Annotated in this window: 19 protein-coding genes; 12 read left to right on the forward strand and 7 right to left on the reverse strand. The window is 56.2% G+C overall.

Translation table 11 applies throughout. The features are described 5' to 3' along the window. Positions 1-2: 2 nt before the first annotated feature. Positions 3-710: an ABC transporter ATP-binding protein gene (locus ACVX3G_RS05425; RefSeq protein ID WP_011232446.1), complete on the forward strand. Its 708-nt coding sequence runs from the start codon at positions 3-5 to the stop codon at positions 708-710. A 248-nt stretch (positions 711-958) separates the two neighbouring features. Here the strand turns inward: ACVX3G_RS05425 and ACVX3G_RS05430 are convergent, their stop codons facing one another. Next, positions 959-1,948, reverse strand: coding sequence for a M23 family metallopeptidase (locus ACVX3G_RS05430; RefSeq protein WP_479454594.1), 990 nt, complete (start codon positions 1,946-1,948; stop codon positions 959-961). Positions 1,949-2,114: 166 nt separating this feature from the next. Here ACVX3G_RS05430 and lipA point away from each other — a divergent pair, with 166 nt between their 5' ends. Further along, entirely contained in the window at positions 2,115-3,011 is an 897-nt protein-coding gene (lipA, locus tag ACVX3G_RS05435; protein WP_013144325.1) for a lipoyl synthase, read from the forward strand. 122 nt (positions 3,012-3,133) lie between these two features. Here the strand turns inward: lipA and ACVX3G_RS05440 are convergent, their stop codons facing one another. Then, the gene (locus ACVX3G_RS05440) at positions 3,134-3,820 is read right to left on the reverse strand and encodes a YhcN/YlaJ family sporulation lipoprotein (RefSeq protein ID WP_033012358.1); all 687 of its coding nucleotides are present in this window, start codon (positions 3,818-3,820) and stop codon (positions 3,134-3,136) included. 112 nt (positions 3,821-3,932) lie between these two features. Here ACVX3G_RS05440 and ACVX3G_RS05445 point away from each other — a divergent pair, with 112 nt between their 5' ends. Further along, a complete protein-coding gene (locus ACVX3G_RS05445; RefSeq protein ID WP_013144326.1) occupies positions 3,933-4,208 on the forward strand; it encodes a YutD family protein in 276 nt (91 codons plus the stop codon). A 38-nt stretch (positions 4,209-4,246) separates the two neighbouring features. On the opposite strand, the gene ACVX3G_RS05450 is transcribed toward ACVX3G_RS05445, so the two are convergent. Next, positions 4,247-4,531, reverse strand: a complete 285-nt coding sequence (locus tag ACVX3G_RS05450) for a hypothetical protein (RefSeq protein WP_013144327.1) — start codon at positions 4,529-4,531, stop codon at positions 4,247-4,249. A gap of 58 nt (positions 4,532-4,589) precedes the next feature. Next, positions 4,590-4,862, reverse strand: coding sequence for a DUF3055 domain-containing protein (locus ACVX3G_RS05455; RefSeq protein WP_011232440.1), 273 nt, complete (start codon positions 4,860-4,862; stop codon positions 4,590-4,592). 98 nt (positions 4,863-4,960) lie between these two features. Here ACVX3G_RS05455 and hepT point away from each other — a divergent pair, with 98 nt between their 5' ends. Both hepT and ACVX3G_RS05465 read left to right on the forward strand, forming a co-directional pair. Then, a complete protein-coding gene (gene hepT / locus ACVX3G_RS05460) occupies positions 4,961-5,398 on the forward strand; it encodes a type VII toxin-antitoxin system HepT family RNase toxin (RefSeq protein ID WP_011232439.1) in 438 nt (145 codons plus the stop codon). Between the two features lie 24 nt (positions 5,399-5,422). Further along, positions 5,423-6,193 (forward strand): TIGR01457 family HAD-type hydrolase, encoded by a 771-nt coding sequence (locus ACVX3G_RS05465; protein ID WP_011232438.1) that lies wholly within the window; start codon positions 5,423-5,425, stop codon positions 6,191-6,193. An 83-nt stretch (positions 6,194-6,276) separates the two neighbouring features. Here ACVX3G_RS05465 and ACVX3G_RS05470 read toward each other — a convergent pair whose 3' ends face one another. After that, positions 6,277-6,774 carry a phosphatidylglycerophosphatase A family protein gene (locus tag ACVX3G_RS05470; RefSeq protein WP_011232437.1) on the reverse strand — a complete coding sequence of 166 codons (498 nt, stop codon included), beginning with the start codon at positions 6,772-6,774 and terminating at the stop codon, positions 6,277-6,279. 289 nt (positions 6,775-7,063) lie between these two features. Here ACVX3G_RS05470 and yutH point away from each other — a divergent pair, with 289 nt between their 5' ends. The 5 genes from yutH (at position 7,064) to thrB (ending at position 12,548) form a co-directional block, all read left to right on the forward strand. Then, complete coding sequence (gene yutH, locus ACVX3G_RS05475) at positions 7,064-8,065, forward strand: spore coat putative kinase YutH (protein ID WP_014196663.1); 1,002 nt, start codon at positions 7,064-7,066, stop codon at positions 8,063-8,065. 145 nt (positions 8,066-8,210) lie between these two features. Further along, positions 8,211-9,185, forward strand: coding sequence for a 2-hydroxyacid dehydrogenase (locus tag ACVX3G_RS05480; RefSeq protein WP_011232435.1), 975 nt, complete (start codon positions 8,211-8,213; stop codon positions 9,183-9,185). Between the two features lie 92 nt (positions 9,186-9,277). Next, positions 9,278-10,576 (forward strand): homoserine dehydrogenase, encoded by a 1,299-nt coding sequence (locus ACVX3G_RS05485; protein ID WP_020278448.1) that lies wholly within the window; start codon positions 9,278-9,280, stop codon positions 10,574-10,576. Further along, on the forward strand, positions 10,576-11,637 hold the full coding sequence (gene thrC / locus ACVX3G_RS05490) for a threonine synthase (protein WP_011232433.1): 1,062 nt from the start codon (positions 10,576-10,578) through the stop codon (positions 11,635-11,637). Before ACVX3G_RS05485 ends, thrC begins: the two co-directional genes overlap by 1 nt. Next, positions 11,634-12,548 carry a homoserine kinase gene (thrB, locus tag ACVX3G_RS05495; protein WP_020278449.1) on the forward strand — a complete coding sequence of 305 codons (915 nt, stop codon included), beginning with the start codon at positions 11,634-11,636 and terminating at the stop codon, positions 12,546-12,548. Before thrC ends, thrB begins: the two co-directional genes overlap by 4 nt. A gap of 236 nt (positions 12,549-12,784) precedes the next feature. On the opposite strand, the gene ACVX3G_RS05500 is transcribed toward thrB, so the two are convergent. Further along, complete coding sequence (locus tag ACVX3G_RS05500; RefSeq protein ID WP_011232431.1) at positions 12,785-13,027, reverse strand: NifU family protein; 243 nt, start codon at positions 13,025-13,027, stop codon at positions 12,785-12,787. 84 nt (positions 13,028-13,111) lie between these two features. Between ACVX3G_RS05500 and ACVX3G_RS05505 the strand changes: the two genes are divergently transcribed. Beyond that, positions 13,112-13,465, forward strand: a complete 354-nt coding sequence (locus ACVX3G_RS05505; RefSeq protein ID WP_021321786.1) for a YuzD family protein — start codon at positions 13,112-13,114, stop codon at positions 13,463-13,465. Between the two features lie 38 nt (positions 13,466-13,503). Here the strand turns inward: ACVX3G_RS05505 and ACVX3G_RS05510 are convergent, their stop codons facing one another. Continuing rightward, a complete protein-coding gene (locus ACVX3G_RS05510) occupies positions 13,504-14,574 on the reverse strand; it encodes an NAD(P)/FAD-dependent oxidoreductase (protein WP_011232429.1) in 1,071 nt (356 codons plus the stop codon). 171 nt (positions 14,575-14,745) lie between these two features. Here ACVX3G_RS05510 and ACVX3G_RS05515 point away from each other — a divergent pair, with 171 nt between their 5' ends. Further along, entirely contained in the window at positions 14,746-14,985 is a 240-nt protein-coding gene (locus tag ACVX3G_RS05515) for a YuzB family protein (protein ID WP_011232428.1), read from the forward strand. Positions 14,986-15,012: the final 27 nt, after the last annotated feature.

The following is a 15,012-nucleotide window of genomic DNA, read 5'->3' on the forward strand; positions in this document are numbered from 1 at the left end:
CCATGTTGAAAGTGGATGGAATCGATGTGTTTTACGGCAACATTCATGCCTTAAAAGGCGTATCGCTTGAGGTGAACAAAGGCGAGATCGTCACGCTGATCGGGGCGAACGGCGCGGGGAAAACGACGCTTCTGAAAACCATTTCCGGGCTGCTTAGGCCGAAAAACGGCGACATCGTGTATGAGGGAGCCTCGATCGCCGGCAAGGCGGCGCAGACGATCGTCAAGCAAGGCATTTCCCACGTGCCGGAAGGGAGGCGCGTTTTCGCCAATATGACGGTCGAGGAAAACTTGGAGCTCGGCGCGTTTTTGCGCAAAGACAAAGAAGGCATTCAACAAGACTTTGCCAAAGTCTTTCAGCTGTTCCCGCGCCTTGAGGAGCGGCGCAAGCAGCTGGCCGGCACGCTTTCGGGCGGCGAGCAGCAAATGCTCGCCATCGGCCGCGCGCTCATGGCGCGCCCGAAGCTGCTCTTGCTTGACGAACCGTCAATGGGGCTCGCGCCGCTTTTGGTCAAGACGATTTTCCGCATCATTCAGGAAATCAACGAGTCGGGGACGACGATTTTGCTTGTCGAACAAAACGCCCATATGGCGCTCTCCATCGCCCATCGCGCCTATGTCCTTGAATCGGGGCGCGTCGTCTTGTCGGGAACGGCGAGCGAGCTGCAGGCGAGCGAGCAGGTGAAGCAGGCGTATTTGGGCGGGCATTGAGAAGCGATAGGCGGAAGAACGTCAGCGGAAAGCCGTTTCGGACGGTTGTGCCGCCGTGGAAAAAAGGCTGATTCCAACTTGGAGATCAGCCTTTTTCCGTCATTGCCGTTTCGGCCGGCGAACGCCGGCTGGGATGGACGGACGGGAAACATCGGCGTCCGGGACGTCTCTGCTCTTGAAAAAACATGCCGCTGATTTGGGCGGCTGGCGTTGGCGGAGAGAACCCCGTCGCGCCGGCCCCCGCGCGGCTAGCGGCGCCGTTGTTGCCGCTCGGCCCGCTCCCATGCTTTTAAGTGCGGGTACGGGTCAAACGCCCATTCGGTATAGCCGTTGTCTTTGTACATGCCGTAGTGAAGATGGGGCGGAAATTTCCCCGCCGTGCCGGGCGGACCGTAGCCAGAGCTGCCGACCGAACCGATGATCGTCCCCGGCTCGACGATTTGCCCCTCGCGAAGATCGGCGGCGAAGCCGTTCAAATGGGCAAAGTAGTGGTACGTGTTGTTGATGTCGCGGATGCCGATGCGCCAGCCGCCGTATTTGTTCCACCCTTTCAGCTCGACGATGCCGTAGCACGTCGAGCGCACCAGAACGCCGTAGCCGGCGAAAATGTCGGTTCCTTCATGAATGCGCCGCCCGCCCCAGCCGCGCGCATCCCCCCATGTATCGCGGTAGCTGTAATTGGCCCCTAGCGGAAGCGGAAACACGTGGTTGTCCAATTTCAACGTCTGATACTTTTTATAAATTCTCGCCTTTCCTAAAATCAAGTCGACGGTTTTGGCGCGTTGGTAATAGTTCCAAAGCGCGATTTTGATATGGCGGTGATCGATGCCGTACGTCTGCAAATAGCGGGCCATGGCCATGATCACATCGTCATCGTCATCCGCCCGCGCATAGCCGTCGCCGTCTCCGTCCACGCCAAGGCCGCCAAACTGGGAGATGGTGAACGGGTCTGTATCATGCGGGTTTTTGTTCAGCGGCCCGGCCCATATTTCCGGCTTCATATAAATGCCGAGAACGCCGGCTGGCTTGGGCAGGTCGCGGCGCACTTGCCGGACGTTTCGCTCATACTGGTCAATGGCCGCAAAGTAATACCACGGGATCAAGGAAACGGCTTCGGCCTTTTTGTACAGCTCCATTCGCTTTTCATACATCGCTTCTTCCTGTTCCGCCGCCGAAGCCGCGCCGGCGGCGATCCACAGCATCGCTGCCGCCGATATGGCGGCAAGCCATCGATGCACGCGTATTCCCCCTTTCCGCCCGTTTCATATGTTTAGTTTGGGGAGAAACGGGAATTTCATAAATGTTAAAAGGAGGAAAATCGTCTGATGGACGATTTTTTTGTGTTTTCCTGCGCTTTTCATTATAATGAGAAATGAACAATCATCGACAAGTGGAGTGAGAACGATGGCGACGAAAGAAGAACACGTCCGCAAGCCGGACTGGTTGAAAATCAAGTTGAACACGAACGAGAATTATATCGGTTTAAAGAAGCTGATGCGGGAAAACCGTTTACATACCGTTTGCGAGGAAGCGAAGTGCCCAAACATTCACGAATGCTGGGCCGTACGGCGGACGGCGACGTTTATGATTTTAGGCAGCGTCTGCACGCGCGCCTGCCGCTTCTGCGCCGTCAAAACCGGGCTGCCGACCGAGCTCGATTGGCAGGAGCCGGAACGCGTCGCGGAATCGGTGCGCATCATGAACTTGAAACACGTCGTCGTCACCGCCGTCGCCCGCGATGACCTAAAAGACGGCGGGGCGGCGGTATTCGCCGAAACGGTGCGCGCCATCCGCCGGAAAAACCCGTTTACGACGATCGAGGTGCTGCCGTCGGATATGGGCGGGGTGTATGAAAACTTGAAAATTTTGATGGATGCCCGCCCTGACATTTTAAACCATAACATCGAAACGGTGCGCCGCTTGACTCCAAGGGTGCGCGCCCGCGCGACGTACGAACGTTCGCTTGAGTTTTTGCGGCGCGCGAAAGAATTGCAGCCGGACATTCCGACGAAATCGAGCATCATGGTCGGCCTTGGGGAAACGAAAGAGGAAATCATTGAAGCGATGGATGACTTGCGCGCCAACCATGTCGACATTTTGACGATCGGCCAGTATTTGCAGCCGACGAAAAAACATTTGAAGGTCGTGAAATATTACCATCCGGACGAGTTTCAAGAGCTGAAAGAAATCGCGTTGAGCAAAGGGTTCAGCCATTGTGAAGCGGGGCCGCTCGTCCGCTCGTCGTACCATGCCGATGAGCAGGTGAGCGAGGCGGCGAAAGCGCGGCAGTTGAAAGCGTAACATCCAACGAACGGCACGAAAGCAAGCAAGCGTTGTTTCAGCGGCTGAAAGCATCATCCCGGCCGGATGAACGCGAAGAAACGGTCATGCCTTTCATAAAGAAGGCAGACCGTTTCTTTTCCCTAGCGCCCCGCTTTCGTCGCCCGCGGCGTGCCGTCGCGGAAATCGCGGTCTAATTCATCGTTTGTTTCGTTGATCATTTCGCCGTTTTCATTTTCCCCGTCGCTCAGTTTTTTCCCTTGCGGATATTTCAACATCCGCTGAATCGTCGCATCGAGAATTTGGTCGATGTTGCGCGTGTTCGAATCAAGGCGCCCGAAGCGCTCAATGTCCTTCATCAGCTGCGGATTGTCGGCGACATACACATGGTAGTAGCGTGGAACGACGGAAAGCGCTGTTTTTTTCACTTGATCGGCCGTTTGCTGCCGGTTGTTCGTGTCCGCGTCATACACGACGAGCACTTCCTCATCCGTGACGAGCGTGGCGACGTCTTTGACGCCCGGCAGCTGGGTGCACAATTTGCTGATTAAATCAGCCGCTTTCTCGCGGTTGAAGGACGGCATGTCGTTATAGCCGTTTGCATCGCCGAGGATCGGGCTTTTTTGATGGCGGACGTAGCCGAAGTTGTTCATCGGCGTGTCATCGCCGTTGGGCACCCCGTTTTCATTGTACAGCTCGTTGCGGTCGGTGACATTGATCGTGTTGCCGCTCCGCTTGTAAATATCGGTGTTTTCGTCCTGAGCCGTCTGCGCGCAGCCGGCTAGGGCGACGGCCGCTCCGAACGCAACGGCCAACCATGGTTGTCTCATCGTCAGCACCCCCTTCGCTTTTAGGGTGGCACACGGATGATGGTTTGATGACAGTAATTGATTGGGGGCGATGCATCGTTTATGATGGAAGTGGAAAGGCGAGGTGAGAACAGTGATTTGCATTAACAATCATTGTTACGAACTGGTGGAAAATGTGAAAAACGCCTTTAATGAAGAAGCCTTTCGCGCCCGATATGCGGACATTTTGGCGAAGTACGACTACATTGTCGGGGATTGGGGATACAACCAGCTCCGGTTGCGCGGGTTTTTTGACGACCATAACCAAAAAGCGACGTACGATACGAAAATCAGCACGTTGTCCGAATATTTGTATGAATATTGCAACTTCGGCTGCGCGTATTTTGTGCTGCGCAAGGTGAAACGGTAAGCACGGCAGCCGCCCGCTTGCCGCGAGCGGCTGCCTCGTCATTCGCCTTCGTTGTACGGAAACTGTTCGCTTTGATGCGGATCGTCGTGCGGCGGGTGGGCGGCTGGGTCGCGCCTTGGAATGTTTTGGTGGAACGATTTAAACTCGTAGTTGAAGGCGCTGTAATGCCGCTGGCCTTCCTTCCAAGGCGTGCTTTTGTTTTCGACCGGCGCGTCGTCGCGGCGCGGCGAGCCGTACGGCCCTTCTGGGAACTCTTCAGCGGTCAAGAAATTGCGCTGTTTCTCGACGACGGAAAAATCGGCGTATGTTTCCCGTTCCGCCATTCGTCTCACCTTCCTTCGTTCGTGGGCTGTTTCATAAGATGCCCGAAACCGAGGAAGGTTATGAGAGATACTCCTCCAAAAAGGCGCGCAAATCGTTGGCATCTTGTTCATGAAGCTGGTAAGCGTGCTCGATATAGCCTGGCTCCTCCAAATCGTCGCGCCCGAGAATGGCAAAGCGGTTGCTTTGCAAGTCGAGCACGAGCCACTTCCCGTAAAAACGATCCGTTTCGATGAGCGCCAAATCAAACCGCTGCCGCTCGCCGACAAAGCTGACGAAGCGGACGGCCGCTTCGACGGTGTCGTCGTATAAATAAAACCGTTCACCCATCATTTGAGCCCCTCCTGTTTTTTCGTCTATGTCCATCATAGCAGACAGGCGGCGAAAACGGGAGACAGCAAATCGCACAAAGGAACGAGGAGGGATGACGGATGTATTTTGTCGATCGCAAAAAACTGGAAGAAACGCTCAGCTACATGGAACAAATGCTGGACCGTTACAAGGCCGAGGAGCGATGGGACGAGCCGCTTCGGCAATTGGCGCTCGAACGGATCGCTCATATCGTCATCGAGGCGGTGTTGGACGTCGGCAACGCCATGATCGACGGGTTTATTATGCGCGACCCGGGCAGCTATAACGACATCATCGATATTTTGGCTGACGAACAGGTGATCTCGCCGGCGGATGCTGACCGATTGAAAGCGTTCATTGCCCATCGGAAAATGCTTGTGCACGAATATGCGCGCGTCGATCACGCGAAATTGCTCGCCGATCTGAACGAACATTTGCCGGCGCTGGAGGCGTATCCGAAGGCGGTGCGCGCTTACCTTGAAAACGAGCTCGGCCCGGTGTCGGCGTTTCGCAATTGATGGCGGGAAAGGAGAGCAAATGCATTGAAACGATACAACGGCTACCTCATCGATTTGGACGGGACGATGTACCGCGGCACCGAATGCATCGCTGAGGCGCGTACGTTTGTCAACGAGCTGCACCGCCGTGGCATTCCGTATTTGTTTGTCACGAACAATTCGTCGCGCACACCGGCGCAAGTGGCGGAAAAATTGCGTTCGTTCGGCGTGCCGGCCGAGGAGAAGCATGTGTTTACGACAAGCCAGGCGACGGCGAATTACATTTTTGAAAAAAAACCGGATGCTTCCGTGTATGTGATCGGTGAAGAAGGGCTCCAAACCGCCTTGGCGGACAAAGGATTCCGTTTGGCCGGCGAAGATGCGGATGTCGTCGTCATCGGGATTGACCGGCAAATTACATACGAAAAGTTCGCTGTCGCTTGTCTCGCTGTCCGAAATGGAGCGATGTTCATCTCAACCAACGGCGACATCGCCTTGCCGACGGAGCGGGGGCTGCTTCCGGGCAACGGGGCGCTGACGTCGGTCGTCGCTGTATCGACGCAGGTGAAGCCGACATTTATCGGCAAGCCGGAAAAAATCATTATGGAGCAGGCGCTCAAAGTGCTTGGCGTCCCGAAGGAGGACGTGCTGATGATCGGCGACTATTATGAAACCGACATTTTAGCCGGCATGAACGCTGGCATTGATACGCTTTTAGTCCATACGGGCGTTACGACAAAAGAAATGCTCGCCCGCTACGAACGGATGCCGACGTATACGGCTGATTCACTTTTGGAATGGCTTGACCGCTTGTAAACAACGCCGCTTTGCCAAAAAAGGCAAGGCGGCGTTTCATGTTGCTCGGCGCGGATGGAGGGCGCGCATGGGCGGAGCCGGCGTTACTCCGCATTGGCGGCCCGATGCGCCAGGCGGCTTGACGCCGCTGCGGCGATGGCGCCGACAATGTCGTCCAAAAACGTGTTGCATTTGCCGGTCGATTTATCATTTAAATATTGCAAAATGCCCGGTTTTTGCTTATCGATATATCCGTAGTTCGTAAACCCGATCGATCCGTACACATTGACGATTGACAGCGCCAAAATTTCGTCGACGCCATACAGCCCTTCATCGCGGCGGATGATCGACTGCAGCGGTTCATCGAGCCGACCGTCTTCGGCGAGTTTATCCAATTGGATGCCGGTTAGAATCGCATTTTGCACTTCGCGTTTCGAAATGACGCGGTTGACGTTTTCGATGCACTCCTCCATCGTTAAATCGGGATGATATTTTGATTGCAAGTAATAAACGAGCTCCGCAATTTTTTCCACGGTCACCCCCCGTTCCTCAAGCCAGCGCCGAGCCGTTTGTTCCAGATTGTTCATAATGAATTCGCTCATGAACTTCACCTGTTTCTTTTAGAAAGTCGTTTTCTATATATATGTATCATGTCATAAATAAGTCCGTCATATAAAGAAAAATGCTCATCGGCTTTTTTGGCGCCCGCTGTCATATATAAAAAGTAGCCCTCTTTTTCCGCGGCCATGCGTTGGCTGATCAACATAGGCGCGTGAATGGGGCCGTTTCATGCTGGAGCGGAGGCGGAATCGGCTCATTGATGGGGCGGCGATGAGATGAAGGTGTGGAACGAGCGGAATTGACTGGTTTCGGCAAAAAGGAGGCGCGGCGATGGAAGAATGGGTGCGTGAACAGTATGGCATGCGCGTCGAGAGGTTGGAGCGAAGCGGACGGCATGCGGCCTTTTGGCATCGGCAGGAGCGTTTTTTGCTCGTTCCCGCCGATGGGCAAAGCGAAGCGGAAATGGAAGAGCGCCAGCGAATGAGCCGCTATTTGCGGGCAAAAGGAGTGGACGGCGTCGGAGAACTGGTCAAAACGACGTCCGGAACGTATATCGCTTCCTATAATGGACAGCCGTTGGCGCTCGTTCGCGCTCCGCTTCCGGCGGCTCGCTTTCGTTCGCTCGGAAGGGAATTGGCGGTGATGCATGAATGCGGGAGAACATGTCCATGGCCGATCGTCGCCTGCCGGCGCATCGGCCAATGGCGGGAGCTGTGGGCGAAGCGGATCGATCAAATGGAGGCGTTTTGGTCGAGCAAGCTCGCTTCCGGGCCGTCGTCGCTGTTTGATCGTCTGTTTATCGAATCGTTCCCGTATTATTTAGGCTTGGCGGAAAACGCGGTGCAATACGTGGCGGACACGGAGATTGACGAAGAACCAGGGCGCATCGATTACGCGGCATTTTGCCATGAGCGTCTCCCCGAGGCGAAGTGGGTTGGGGGGATCGAAGCGAAGCTGCCGACCGACTGGGTGTATGACCATTGCGCCCGCGATTTGGCGGAATGGGTGCGCCATTTGTACGAAAAGAGCGGACTTGGCTGTCAGCGGGCGGTGCGGCAGTTTTTTCAAGAGTATGAACATGCGGCGCCGCTGTCGCCGTTTGCTTGGAGACTCGTTTACGCCAGGTTGTTGTTTCCGCTTTCCTATTTTGAATGTGTCGAGGCATATTATATCGCTGTGGATGAGAGCGAACGGACAAGGCGGGAGGGGGAGTTGCGGCGCTTGCTCGATCGATCGCATGAATATGAACGATTTTTGGCCGCGTTTGCCAAGATCGCCGGCATCTCGAACCGCATCCGCCTGCCGGCGGTCGAGTGGCTGCCGCCGGCGTAACGCAGGGAAGACAGCTTCCCGCTTTTTTTTGGCCTAAACGAAAAAACGACCGCTTCCCTGCCGTTAAACCCTAAGGACAACTTCCCGTTTTTTTTCGGCCAAAGTTGTGATAAGATTTAGAAAAAACGATGCGGGAGGCTGCACCATGACGAAGCCGTATGTATTCATTACGCGAAAATTGCCCGAGGACGTGGTCGCGCCGCTTTTGGCCATCGCTGAAGTAGAGATGTGGCCCCATGAAGATATGGCCGTGCCACACGATGTGCTCGTGGAAAAGGCGAAACGGGCGACGGCCATCTTGCCGATGGTGTCTGATCCGATCGATGAAGACGTCTTGTCCGCCGGTTCGGCGCTCCGAGTCGTCGCCAATATGGGCGTCGGCTACGATAACATTGATGTAGCGGCGGCGGCCCATCGAGGCATTCTCGTTTGCAATACACCCGATGTATTGACCGATACGACGGCCGATTTGACGTTTGCGCTTTTATTGGCCACCGCCCGCCGCCTTGTCGAAGCGGCTATGTTTTTGAAAGAAGGGAAATGGAAAAGCTGGAGTCCGTTTTTGCTTGCGGGCGCCGATGTCCATCATAAAACGATCGGCATCGTCGGCATGGGGAACATCGGCCAGGCAGTGGCGAAACGGGCGAAGGGGTTTGACATGAACATTCTGTATTACAACCGCTCCCGCCGTCCGGAGGCGGAAGAGAAGCTTGGCGCCGTCTATCGTCCGTTCGCCGACTTGCTTTCAGAGAGCGATTTTGTCGTCTGCTTGACGCCGCTCACCTCCGAGACGCGCCATTTGTTCAACCGCGAGGCGTTCCGGCAAATGAAGAAGTCCGCGATTTTCATTAACGCGGCGCGCGGAGCGGTCGTCGATGAACAGGCGTTGTATGAGGCGCTGGTCGGCGGGGAGATCGCCGCGGCGGGATTGGATGTATTTGAACACGAGCCGGTCGCGGCCGATCATCCGCTCGTTTCGCTTCCGAACGTCGTCGCCTTGCCGCATATCGGCAGCGCCACGTACGAAACGCGGCGCGCCATGATGACATTGGCGCGCGACAATATCATCGCCGTGCTCGAAGGACGGCCGCCGCTGACGCCTGTGAACCGGATCTCATAAAAATTTTCATTGCCAAATGGCCGATCGTCTTTTATAATGTCTACTATAAAAATACAAATGTCTACTGTACGTAAACAGAAGGGGCGGGAATCATGGAAAAACCAATTTTGGTCGGATTGTTAGGATTAGGAACGGTCGGGAGCGGCGTGGTCAAAATTATTGAAAACCATCAGGAAAAGTTGATGCATCAAGTCGGGTGCCCGGTGAAGGTGAAAAAAATCCTTGTCCGGGATGTACAGAAACCGCGTGATGTCGCCGTTGACCCGTCGCTCCTTACGACGAGTGCGGCTGAGGTGATTGACGATCCAGACATTGATGTCATCATCGAAGTGATGGGCGGCATTGAGGAGACAAAAGAGCTGCTATTGCGGGCGCTGCGCCAAGGGAAGCATGTCGTGACCGCCAATAAAGACTTAATGGCCGTCTACGGGTCGGAGCTGCTTCGGGTGGCGGCGGAATACCGCTGCGATTTGTTTTATGAAGCGAGCGTCGCCGGCGGCATTCCGATTTTGCGCAGCTTGGTTGACGGCTTGGCGTCGGACCGGATTACGAAGCTCATGGGCATTGTGAACGGGACGACGAACTACATTTTGACGAAAATGTCGCAAAACGGCGCTTCCTATGAGGACGTGCTCGCTGAAGCGCAGGCGCTCGGGTTTGCGGAAGCCGATCCGACGTCAGACGTCGAAGGGCTGGATGCGGCGCGGAAAATGGCGATTTTGGCCCGCCTTGGCTTTTCCATGGACATCGACTTGGACGATGTGCAAGTGAAAGGCATCACTCAAGTGACGGAGGAAGACTTGAACTACGGGAAGCGGCTCGGCTACACGATGAAATTGATCGGCATCGCCCAGCGCGACGGGCAGAAGGTCGAGGTGAGCGTCCAGCCGACGTTTTTGCCGGATTCGCATCCGTTGGCGTCCGTGCACAACGAATACAATGCGGTGTACGTATACGGCGAAGCGGTCGGAGAGACGATGTTTTACGGGCCGGGGGCCGGGAGCTTGCCGACGGCGACGGCGGTTGTCTCCGACTTGGTCGCGGTGATGAAAAATATGCGCCTTGGCGTCAACGGCCGCTATGCCGTCGCGCCGCAATATGAAAAGCAGTTGAAGACGCCGGCGGACATTTTCTCGAAATACTTTTTGCGCATTCATGTCAAAGACCAGGTCGGCGCGTTTGCCAAAATTACGACGCTGTTTTCCGAGCGCGGGGTGAGCTTTGAGAAAATTTTGCAATTGCCGCTGAAAGAGGATGGCCTAGCGGAAATCGTCATCGTTACGCATGACGCCTCACAGCAAGACTACGAAGACATTTTGCAGCAGCTCGGCGATTTGGAAATCGTCGAACGGGTGCAAAGCTCGTATCGAGTGGAAGGAGAGAAACGGTAATGGCATGGAAAGGGCTGCTTGACGCCTACGGCGATTTTTTGCCGCTCTCTGCGGCGACGCCGAGGCTGTCGCTTTGCGAAGGGAATACGCCGCTCATCCCGCTGCCGCGCTTGTCGGAGGAGCTCGGCATTGCGCTCTATGTCAAGGTCGAAGGGGCGAACCCGACCGGTTCGTTTAAAGACCGCGGCATGGTGATGGCGGTGGCCAAGGCGAAAGAGGAAGGAAGCCATACGATCATCTGCGCCTCAACCGGCAATACATCGGCTTCAGCGGCCGCCTACGCGGCGCGCGCCGGCATGCGCTGCCTCGTCGTCGTTCCGAACGGCAAGATCGCCCTCGGCAAGTTGGCGCAAGCCGCCATGTACGGCGCGGAAATTTTTGCGATTGACGGCAACTTTGACGAGGCGCTGAAGATGGTGCGCCGGTTGAGCGAAACGGCGCCGATTACGCTCGTCAACTCGGTCAATCCGTACCGGATCGAAGGGCAAAAAACGGCGGCGTTTGAAGTGTGCGACCAGCTTGGGCGCGCCCCGGACGTGCTCGCCATTCCAGTCGGCAACGCCGGCAACATCACCGCCTATTGGAAAGGGTTTAAGGAGTACCATGAAGCGAAAGGAACGGGCTTGCCGCAAATGCGCGGCTTTGAAGCGGAAGGAGCGGCGGCGATCGTCCGCAACCGGGTGATTGAACAGCCGGAGACGGTGGCGACCGCGATCCGCATCGGCAATCCGGCGAGCTGGGACAAAGCGGTCGAGGCGGCGAGCGAGTCGCGCGGGAAAATTGATGAGGTGAGCGACGCAGAAATTTTGGCCGCCTACAAGCGGCTCGCCCGGACGGAAGGCATTTTTGCCGAACCGGCGTCATGCGCGGCGATCGCCGGGGTGATCAAGCAGCGCGAACGGAACGAAATCGAACGCGGCAGCCTCGTCGTCGCGGTTCTCACTGGCAACGGATTGAAAGACCCGGCCATCGCCTTGGAGACCGCGGCGATCGAACCGATCGTGCTGCCGAACGATGAACAAGTTGTCTTGGAGCATTTGCAAGGGGTTGTCCGGGCATGAAAGAAGACGAGATGTTGAAGATCGTCGTGCCGGGAAGCACGGCGAACCTAGGGCCCGGGTTTGACTCGATCGGGCTCGCGGTCAATCGCTATTTGACGCTTGACGTCCGCTTGGCGGATGCGTGGTCGTTTGCGCCGAAAACGGCGGAAGTGAGCGGCATTCCGCGCGGGACGGACAATTTGGTGTATCAAGTGGCGGCGGAGACGGCGCACGTTTACGGCCGCCGGCTGCCGAGCTGTGCAGTCGATGTGTACAGCGACATTCCGTTTACGCGCGGGCTCGGGAGCAGCGCGGCGGCGGTCGTCGCCGGCATTGAGCTCGCCGACGCGCTGATTGGGCTTCAGTTGCCGCGCGAGCAAAAGATGGAATTGGCGACCCGATACGAAGGACATCCGGACAATGTCGGCGCCTCGTTGTACGGGGGGCTTGTCATCGGCTGCTGCCGCGAGGCGGGCGTGGATGTCGTCCATATTCCACAATTGGATGTGGAGCTTGTCGCTATTATTCCGGAGTATGAACTGGAAACGAAAAAAGCGCGCGGGCAGCTGCCGGAACAATGGCCGAGAGAGCGGGCGGTCGAGGCGAGCGCCGTCAGCAACGTTCTCGTCGCCGCGTTGCTCACGAAAAACTGGGAGCTTGCCGGCCGGATGATGGCCGCCGATCTGTTCCATCAGCCGTATCGGAGACAGCTCGTTCCGGAACTCGAGCGGGCGGAGGCGCTCGCTCTTGAATACGGAGCGATCGGTGCGGCGCTGAGCGGAGCGGGGCCGACGGTGCTCGTCTTTGCCGAACCGGGCCAAGGAGAGCGGCTCGCGCGCCGGCTGCGCCCGCATTTTCCGACGTGCGAAATCGCGCGTCTTTCCGTCGAGCCGCGCGGCAGCCGCGTCTACAAGCTGGCGCTTGAAGCTTGAACCTTCTTGGGCGCCGGCGCGAACAGAAGTCCGTTCAGCGGCCTGGCCGTTTCGCCGCCGCGCTTGGGAGCGGGCGAAAGATATGACGGTTTTCCTTGCACAATTGGAAGGAAACGAAAACGGAGAAGCGCCCGATCAGGCGGGTTGTGGCTGCCCATCACCAGCCTTCCCGTCGGCTCGCCGCCCCGCTGGCGATAAAAAAATCCGAACAGCGGCCGCTGTTCGGATTTTTCATATTAAAACACTTGTTCCACTTCGACGACGCCCGGCACTTCTTCAAACAAGGCGCGCTCAATTCCGGCTTTGAGCGTAATCGTCGAGCTCGGGCAGCTGCCGCACGCGCCGAGGAGGCGAAGTTTCACGACGCCGTCTTCGACATCGACGAGTTCGCAGTCGCCGCCGTCGCGAAGCAGGAACGGACGCAGTTTATCTAAAACTTCTTGCACTTGTTCTTTGATTTCTTGATCCGTCATTTCCATCGACTCCTTTCCTTAGTTTTTATTATAATCATAGTGACAAAAAAAATCTAATGATAAATTTTGCTTTTGCAAAGGGTGACAACGATGACATTCAAGCCGGTTGAAATTTGTGTGTACGGGGCCGACGTCATTTGCCCGGCATGCGTGCAGCTGCCGTCGTCGAAAGAAACGTACGAGTGGCTCGAGGCCGCGCTGCGCCGCAAGTATCCGGATCAGCCGTTTGTGATGACGTACGTCGACATTTTTGCGCCGCCGGCCGATGACGAGGAGAAGCGGGAGCTCGCTCAGACGATCGTCGAAGAAGATTGGGTGTATCCGGTCGTGGTGATCGAAGGAAACGTCGTCGCCGAAGGCAACCCGCGGCTCAAAGCGATTTGTGCAGAAATGGAAAAAATCGGGTATCAACCGTCGACGCCGGAAGGGAAAAAGGCGGAATGAACTCCGCCTTTTTCGCCGAATAAGGGCCAGTTGTGCTGTCAGTACCCATGGTGATGCTTGTACATCCACAAAATGCCTGATTTCAACAAACGCGGCACCCGGCCGGTGAGCGGGCGGTCGGCGAGCAAGCCGAAGCCGTGCTTTTTGCCGAGCGAGCCGAGAATGCCTTTTAATTTGATCGGCGGGAATTCGCTCGGTGGTTCTTCGCCGTTCCACCGCTTTTGCAGCACTTGGACGATTTGCTCGGCTTGCGCTTCAGCGAGCTGGGCGCTCGGGGAATGCGGCAGGCTCGCACAGTCGCCGACGACGTAGGCGTTTTCATAGCCGGGGATGTGATGGCGCTTCGTCAGCACCACGCGGCCTTGCTTGTCCTTTTCGACATTCAGTTCGCGGACGACGCGGTTGGGCTGAATGCCGGCCGTCCAGACGATGACGTCGCACTTGACCGGCTCGTCGTGGTTGTACAAGACGCCAGGTTCGACTTTCGTGACGTTGGAGTTGCGGACGATTTCCACCTTGTGTTCAACGAACCATCCTTCCACATAATCGCTCAACCGTTTCGGAAACATCGGCAAAATGCGCTCACCGCGGTCAAACAGCTTGATGTGCAAGTCCGGACGGCTCTCCGCCAGTTCGCTGGCCAGCTCGACGCCGCTCAATCCCGCGCCGACGATGCCGACCGTCGCTTTCGGCGGCAAATTGTTCAGCGCTTCATAGGCGGCGCGCGCCTTATCGATCGACTGGATGCTGTACGTATGCGCCTCGGCGCCCGGCACCCCGTGGTATTTGTCTTCGCAGCCCAATCCGATCACGACATCATCGTAGCGGACGCTGCTCCCATCCTTTAAATGGACGAGCTGCTGGTCGAGATCAATCGAGACGACTTCGCCGAATTGGTACACAAGCTGCGGATGTTCCGGAAACGGGACGCGGATGTGATGGTCGCTGACCGTTCCCGCGGCCAAGGCGTAATATTCCGTTTTTAAACAATGGTACGGAACGCGGTCGATGAGGATAATATGAATGTCGTTTGGCAATTCGTCCGGGAGGAGGCGCTGCAAAATGCGCATATTGCCGTATCCTCCGCCAAGCAATACAAGTTGTCTCATCGTGAAAAATCCCCTTTTGTCGAGTTTCTAAAGCCGACAATGCCATAGAAAAGTATAACGAAATTGTGACAAAAGAACAATCATTTTTCCGCTTCCTCGATCGAACGAGCATGTTCATTGACGCCGCGCCGGAAAACCGCTACGATGGGAAGCAGGAAGGTGAACATGCGCATGATGTTGCCAATCATCGAATTTTGCATCAGCAACTTAGCCAGCGGGTCGTACAAAGCAATGGAAATGTTGGAAAAGGATCCGAACTTGGACATCATTGAATACAGTTGCTTAAGCTATTGCACACGCTGCGCGGAAACGCTGTTTGCGCTCGTCAACGGCGAGTTTGTCAGCGGCGAAACGCCTGAGCAGCTCGTGGAAAATATTTATCGGCATCTCGAGGAAAACCCAATGTTTTAACGAAAAAAGGAGGATGTCCGCGATGCG

The sequence above is a fragment of the Geobacillus sp. PLS 41 genome (assembly GCF_056494105.1).

Bases quoted from the DNA above. Each gene is read 5' to 3' on its own strand.
- yutH (WP_014196663.1), top strand. From the start codon at position 7,064: ATGGAAGAATGGGTGCGTGAACAGTATGGCATGCGCGTCGAGAGGTTG.
- ACVX3G_RS05515 (WP_011232428.1), top strand. From the start codon at position 14,746: ATGATGTTGCCAATCATCGAATTTTGCATCAGCAACTTAGCCAGCGGG.
- ACVX3G_RS05470 (WP_011232437.1), bottom strand. From the start codon at position 6,774: ATGAGCGAATTCATTATGAACAATCTGGAACAAACGGCTCGGCGCTGG.
- ACVX3G_RS05450 (WP_013144327.1), bottom strand. From the start codon at position 4,531: ATGGCGGAACGGGAAACATACGCCGATTTTTCCGTCGTCGAGAAACAG.
- ACVX3G_RS05455 (WP_011232440.1), bottom strand. From the start codon at position 4,862: ATGATGGGTGAACGGTTTTATTTATACGACGACACCGTCGAAGCGGCC.
- lipA (WP_013144325.1), top strand. From the start codon at position 2,115: ATGGCGACGAAAGAAGAACACGTCCGCAAGCCGGACTGGTTGAAAATC.
- thrC (WP_011232433.1), top strand. From the start codon at position 10,576: ATGGCATGGAAAGGGCTGCTTGACGCCTACGGCGATTTTTTGCCGCTC.
- hepT (WP_011232439.1), top strand. From the start codon at position 4,961: ATGTATTTTGTCGATCGCAAAAAACTGGAAGAAACGCTCAGCTACATG.
- thrB (WP_020278449.1), top strand. From the start codon at position 11,634: ATGAAAGAAGACGAGATGTTGAAGATCGTCGTGCCGGGAAGCACGGCG.
- ACVX3G_RS05480 (WP_011232435.1), top strand. From the start codon at position 8,211: ATGACGAAGCCGTATGTATTCATTACGCGAAAATTGCCCGAGGACGTG.
- ACVX3G_RS05425 (WP_011232446.1), top strand. From the start codon at position 3: ATGTTGAAAGTGGATGGAATCGATGTGTTTTACGGCAACATTCATGCC.
- ACVX3G_RS05505 (WP_021321786.1), top strand. From the start codon at position 13,112: ATGACATTCAAGCCGGTTGAAATTTGTGTGTACGGGGCCGACGTCATT.
- ACVX3G_RS05510 (WP_011232429.1), bottom strand. From the start codon at position 14,574: ATGAGACAACTTGTATTGCTTGGCGGAGGATACGGCAATATGCGCATT.
- ACVX3G_RS05485 (WP_020278448.1), top strand. From the start codon at position 9,278: ATGGAAAAACCAATTTTGGTCGGATTGTTAGGATTAGGAACGGTCGGG.
- ACVX3G_RS05500 (WP_011232431.1), bottom strand. From the start codon at position 13,027: ATGGAAATGACGGATCAAGAAATCAAAGAACAAGTGCAAGAAGTTTTA.
- ACVX3G_RS05440 (WP_033012358.1), bottom strand. From the start codon at position 3,820: ATGAGACAACCATGGTTGGCCGTTGCGTTCGGAGCGGCCGTCGCCCTA.